The organism is Butyricicoccus sp. (genome assembly GCF_050872565.1).
Classification (GTDB): Bacteria; Bacillota; Clostridia; order Oscillospirales; family Butyricicoccaceae; genus Butyricicoccus_A.
In genome coordinates, this window is record NZ_JBNMHC010000155.1 from 1 (window position 1) to 5073 (window position 5073).

The 5073-nt window shown below is 49.7% G+C and carries 8 protein-coding genes; 2 read left to right on the forward strand and 6 right to left on the reverse strand.

What is annotated here, in order from left to right:
* Positions 1-187 (forward strand): hypothetical protein (locus tag ACR0P9_RS07385; RefSeq protein ID WP_432618788.1); only part of this gene is annotated, 187 nt, incomplete at its 5' end.
* Positions 188-262: 75 nt separating this feature from the next.
* Here the strand turns inward: ACR0P9_RS07385 and ACR0P9_RS07390 are convergent.
* Both ACR0P9_RS07390 and ACR0P9_RS07395 read right to left on the reverse strand, forming a co-directional pair.
* On the reverse strand, positions 263-517 hold the full coding sequence (locus tag ACR0P9_RS07390; protein WP_432618790.1) for a helix-turn-helix domain-containing protein: 255 nt from the start codon (positions 515-517) through the stop codon (positions 263-265).
* Positions 518-662: 145 nt separating this feature from the next.
* The gene (locus tag ACR0P9_RS07395; protein WP_432618792.1) at positions 663-887 is read right to left on the reverse strand and encodes a helix-turn-helix domain-containing protein; all 225 of its coding nucleotides are present in this window, start codon (positions 885-887) and stop codon (positions 663-665) included.
* A gap of 109 nt (positions 888-996) precedes the next feature.
* Here ACR0P9_RS07395 and ACR0P9_RS07400 point away from each other — a divergent pair, with 109 nt between their 5' ends.
* On the forward strand, positions 997-1443 hold the full coding sequence (locus tag ACR0P9_RS07400; protein WP_432618794.1) for a hypothetical protein: 447 nt from the start codon (positions 997-999) through the stop codon (positions 1441-1443).
* A gap of 41 nt (positions 1444-1484) precedes the next feature.
* Here ACR0P9_RS07400 and ACR0P9_RS07405 read toward each other — a convergent pair whose 3' ends face one another.
* The 4 genes from ACR0P9_RS07405 to ACR0P9_RS07420 form a co-directional block, all read right to left on the reverse strand.
* Complete coding sequence (locus ACR0P9_RS07405) at positions 1485-2471, reverse strand: LacI family DNA-binding transcriptional regulator (RefSeq protein WP_432618796.1); 987 nt, start codon at positions 2469-2471, stop codon at positions 1485-1487.
* Between the two features lie 127 nt (positions 2472-2598).
* Positions 2599-3534: a D-ribose ABC transporter substrate-binding protein gene (locus ACR0P9_RS07410; RefSeq protein WP_432618798.1), complete on the reverse strand. Its 936-nt coding sequence runs from the start codon at positions 3532-3534 to the stop codon at positions 2599-2601.
* A gap of 32 nt (positions 3535-3566) precedes the next feature.
* Entirely contained in the window at positions 3567-4505 is a 939-nt protein-coding gene (locus tag ACR0P9_RS07415) for an ABC transporter permease (RefSeq protein WP_432618800.1), read from the reverse strand.
* On the reverse strand, positions 4498-5073 hold a 576-nt coding region (locus ACR0P9_RS07420; protein WP_432618802.1), incomplete at its 5' end, for an ATP-binding cassette domain-containing protein. The genes ACR0P9_RS07415 and ACR0P9_RS07420, both read right to left, overlap by 8 nt.

A 5073-nucleotide genomic window follows, 5' to 3' on the forward strand; every position in this document is an offset into this window, starting at 1 on the left:
GATCACACCGGACGGCAAATTCCCAGTCAAGCCGAATAACAAAAAGCAGACCATCTCGCGGATGGTCTGCTTTCTCTTGCGCACAATCTACTCTTGTCTCTCCCTTTGGGAGAGATGTCGCGCAGCGACAGAGAGGGCTTGCATCAGCAAGAAATTCTCTCAGATTTGCCTGATACAGGACTTGTAAATTGCTCGCCCTCTCAGTCATTTGCAAGGCAAATGACAGCTCTCCCAGAGGGAGAGCCGAGAAGCCAGCCCGTGCTTATTCCGAGTCATCGTTGTCGTCAAACGAGTAGTCGTTCAGCTCTGGAAAGTCCAAAAATTCGCTCAGCGTCATATTGAACGTGTTGGCAATACGGTGCAGGGTCTTTGCAGTTGGATTTTTGCTGGTGCCCTGAATGATATTATCTATTGTTGACTGCTTAATGCCACTTAACGTTGCTAATTTATTGATTGTTATATTGCGCGATTCGCATAGCTGACGGATTCGTTGGGCGAATAGTTCAGAGTATGCCATATCATTTCTCCTGATGACTTATGTTACCCTTACATGGTTAAAATTATCATATCAGTAGAAAAGATATGGATTGACTTTATATAGTTGACAACGAGATGAAAAGTGAGTAAACTGAAAAAAGTTACCTGTATATAGGTAACTAAAACTATTCGCAATCTCTGGGATACGGGTCTGAACAGTCGGTCAGTCCGGCGAGATAGTCCATGCTGGTGTTGAGAGCAAGGGCGATTCGCTTGCACTGCTCAAAGGTATAATATCGTTTGCCATTTTCGATTTTGGAGTAATCGCTTTGGTCGATTCCGGTCAAATGCTGCATCTTAATCTGCGTGTATCCGCGGGATTTTCGCAGCGCTTTTAGTCTGTTCATCATACTTCACCTCAAGTAAAGTATGGCAAATAGACCTATTTACATTAGGGTGAAATTGACCTATAATGAAGCAAGAAAATGCTGGATAATTGGAGGGTAAAGAGAGAAAATCATGGGAAAAGGAAGAATTTGCGCATTTTTCGGACATCGCTCTATAGAGGGAGATATTTCCGGCAGAGTAGAGGCAGCCATTCGAGAGGCAATTACAACGTATGGCGTCACAACGTTTTGGTGCGGAAATAAAGGAGCGTTTGACTTGCTCGCCGCCGGAACGGCACATCGGCTCAAACAAGAGTTTCCGGACATAGAAGTGCTGTTTGTGCGGGCGTATTTCCCGAAAGACGGGGAACAGCTGGCAGAAATCTATGATGATTCCATTTATCCGGATGGACTGGAGACCGTACCAAGACGCTTTGCCATCAGTGAGCGGAACCGATGGATGGCAAAACACTGCGACTGTGCTATTACTTATGTGACGCATACCTATGGCGGCGCATATGAGGCGAGCCGGATAGTAGACCGACAGAAAAAGCAAAATTTCAATACAGCAGATATATAATAACTCCCCTTGGAAGAAATTCTTCTAAGGGGAGTTATGGATTAGTTCGGTTTTCTTGTTGTTTGCCGTTCAACCAGCGTGACATCTTTAATGTTGTTCTTTTCAAATGCCAAGCCTTCGCTGTATCGGCTGATGATTTCCACGGCACTGCGTCCCAGCTCGTCAATGGGCTGGTGAATGGTCGTCAGCTCCGGCGTGACGAGATCGCAAATGCTGATGTCGTCAAATCCAATGAGTTGTATATCTTCTGGCACGCGCCGCCCGGTGCTGTGCAGCTTCTTGTAAATCGACAGCGCGACAATATCATTGCACGCCATGATGCCGTCTGCATCGGGGTATTTTTCCAATAATTCTTCCGCAGCTGCTTTGCCGGCGGAAAATGTGTAATCACAGTCGATATAGCGCTCCGGCAGATTGTACTCCTGACAGACGCTTTGATACCCTTGAAATCGCAAGAGACCACTGGAAAATTCCTGTGGGCCGCGAATGCACACGATGTTTTGACAATCACATGCCAGTAAATGCTGCATGGCCAAGCGTCCGCCTTTATAGTGATCGGCTTCGACAAAGGAAATGCTGTTTTTTCCGAGAATGTGGCGGTCGAGCACGACAACCGGCGTGTCAATGTCTGCCGCCAGCATACCGGTTTTGTCGCTGTTGGTAATCAAGATAATGCCGTCAGCTTTCATCTGTTCCAGCATACCGATGTTGATGCGCTCCTTTTCGGAGTTATTGTTGGAGTTGCACAGCAGCAGGCGAAAGCCACGCAGGAATGCCTCTTCTTCGATGGCTCGTGCCAGTTCGCTAAAAAATGGGTTTTCAATGTTCGGAACAATCAGCCCGATAATTTTGGATGAGTTTTTGAACAGAGCGCGGGCAAGGTCGTTGGGCTGGAATTTGGTCTGGGCAATCGCGTCCATGACGCGCTGTCTTTTTTCTTCTCCAACCCGTGCCGTTCCATTCATTACGCGGGAAACTGTTGCTGGGGAAACCCCCGCTATGCGGGCGACATCTCTGATGGTTGCCATGTTGCATCCTTTCTCCGGAGCGTTTTTATAATACGATTGTGATTATACATGCGAAAAGAAACGCTGTCAATAAAACAGTTCCCCGCCGGGACACAGCCAGACGGGGAACCAAAAGAGGGTTGGAAACTTATTGATCTACATTATCCTTGGTAATGAGCGTTACTTCTACCGGAATGGATTTTTCAACGGTTTCGCCGTTAATCAGCTTGTCAGCGGTTTCGATTGCCGTTGCGCCCATCAGGTCTGGCTTCTGTGCGATGGTGGCTGCCATACGACCCGCCTTAATCGCTGCGAGAGCATCGTCGGTTGCGTCGAAGCCTGCAACCAGAATGCCTCTGCTGCCGACTGCTTCGACAGCACCCAGAGCCATCTCATCGTTGTGTGCGAAGATACCCTTCAGATCCGGGTTTGCCTGCAACATGTTCTCGGTGACGCTCATGCCTTCCGAACGGTTGAAGTTTGCGGACTGGCTGGCAACCAGATCAAAGGAAGAATCTGCCACGTTGTGGAAGCCCTGACCGCGGTCAATCGTTGCGCTCGCGCCGTTGACGCCCTGCAATTCGGCAACCTTGGCACCTTCGCCCAGCTGCTCAACCATGTACTTGGTGACCATTTCTGCACCGGCAACGTTGTCGGATGCGATTTCACAGTCTACATCAACACCGGTTACCACGCGGTCAACCGAGATGACCTTGATGCCCTTGGCGATAGCGTCCTGGACAGCCGGAGCTGCGGCATCCGAATCAACCGGATTGACAATCAGCACGCTGATTTTCTTGGAAATCAAGTCTTCAATGTCGCTGGTCTGCTTGGCAGAGTCATCACCGGCATCTACTTCAATCAGATCAACACCGAGTTCGTCAGCCTTTTCCTTTGCGCCTTCGGACAGGCTGACAAAGAACGGATTGTTTTTAGTAGAGATGGACAGACCGATGCTGCCGTTGCCGACAACCTCGCCGGTGGATTCGCCGGTCGTTTCACCTTCAATGGAAATGGCGCTGCATCCGACGATGGGCAAAGCCATAGCGGCTGCCATCAGTATTGCCAATAGTTTCTTTTTCATATCGTCTCGTTCCTTTCTGTATGTAGGGAAAATTAACGCTTTCTGTCGGACAGAACAGCAACCAGAATGACGATGCCCTTGACAACCGACTGGTAGTACGAGGAGACACCCAGAATGTTCAGGCCGTTGTTGAGAACTGCAATAATCAGAACGCCGATGAAGGTGCCCCAGATGCGGCCTCTGCCGCCGTTCATGCTGGTGCCGCCGAGAGCAACGGCTGCGATAGCATCCAGCTCGTAGCCGTCGCCAAGAGTCGGCTGTGCCGATGCCAGGCGGGAGAGCAGGATGAGACCGGACAGGGCTGCCATACAGCCGGAAATTGCATAAGCGATCAGCTTGGTGCGGTTGATGTTTACACCAGCCAGCTTAGCGGCTACAGAGTTGCTGCCGGTTGCATAGATTCTGCGGCCAAACGTTGTTTGTCCCAAAACAAACGCGATGATAATGAAAATCAGAATAAATAAGATAACTGGGAACGGAATGCCAAAGACGAGACCTTTGCCGACAAACTTGAGCAGAAAGCTGTTGCCGAGACCGGAAATCGGCTTGCCGTCCATAAAGATCATGGTCAGACCACGGAATACGGTCATGGTGATGAGGGTGGCAATGAACGGCTGCAAACGGCCTTTGGTGACGAGAACGCCACTGACTGCGCCGAACAGCGTGCCGAGTACCAGGGCAATCAGCATAGCAAGGCCGACCGGTACGCCCATTTTAATCATGTATGCACACAGCGCGGTAGACAGCGCGAGCACAGAACCAACCGACAAATCAATGCCGCCGGTCAGGATGACGCAGGTCATACCGAATGCAATAAATCCGTTGATGGAGGACTGACGAACCAGAGACATAAAGTTGTCAAAGGTGCGGAACTCCGGGCTGATAATACTAATAGCGACAACGAGCAGAACCAGCGCGATGAGCGCGCCCATATCCTGCAATTTGCCGAGAGGCTGATTCTTCTTATCCATTGAGTGTTCCTCCTGTCGCAAGAATCATGATATTTTCCTGATTTGCTTTTTCCTTGTCGATAAAACCACCAATTGTGCCCTCGTGCATGACCATCACGCGGTCAGACATGCCCAGTACCTCCGGAAGCTCGGAGGAGACCATGATGACAGCAACGCCTTTCGCTGCCAGATCATTGATGATGGAGTAAATCTCTTTTTTCGCTCCAATATCGACACCACGGGTTGGTTCGTCCAAAATCAAAACCTTGGGATTGGTGAAAATCCACTTGGCAAAGACGACCTTCTGCTGATTGCCGCCGCTGAGGTTGTTGCAGACGTGCTGAGAGCCGGTACACTTGATGTGTAGGTCTGCGATGCCTGCGGCAACCATGTCGTCCTCTTCCTTGGCATGAACGACACCGTGCTTGGAAATTCTCTGCAAATTGGCGAGGGAGATGTTCTCCTCAATGCTCTTGTCCAGCATCAAGCCCTCGACTTTTCGATCTTCTGTGATGAATCCGATGCCGTTGTTCATGGCATCCCATGGAAATTTGTTGTGGATTTCCGTTCCGTTCATGAAAATCTGACC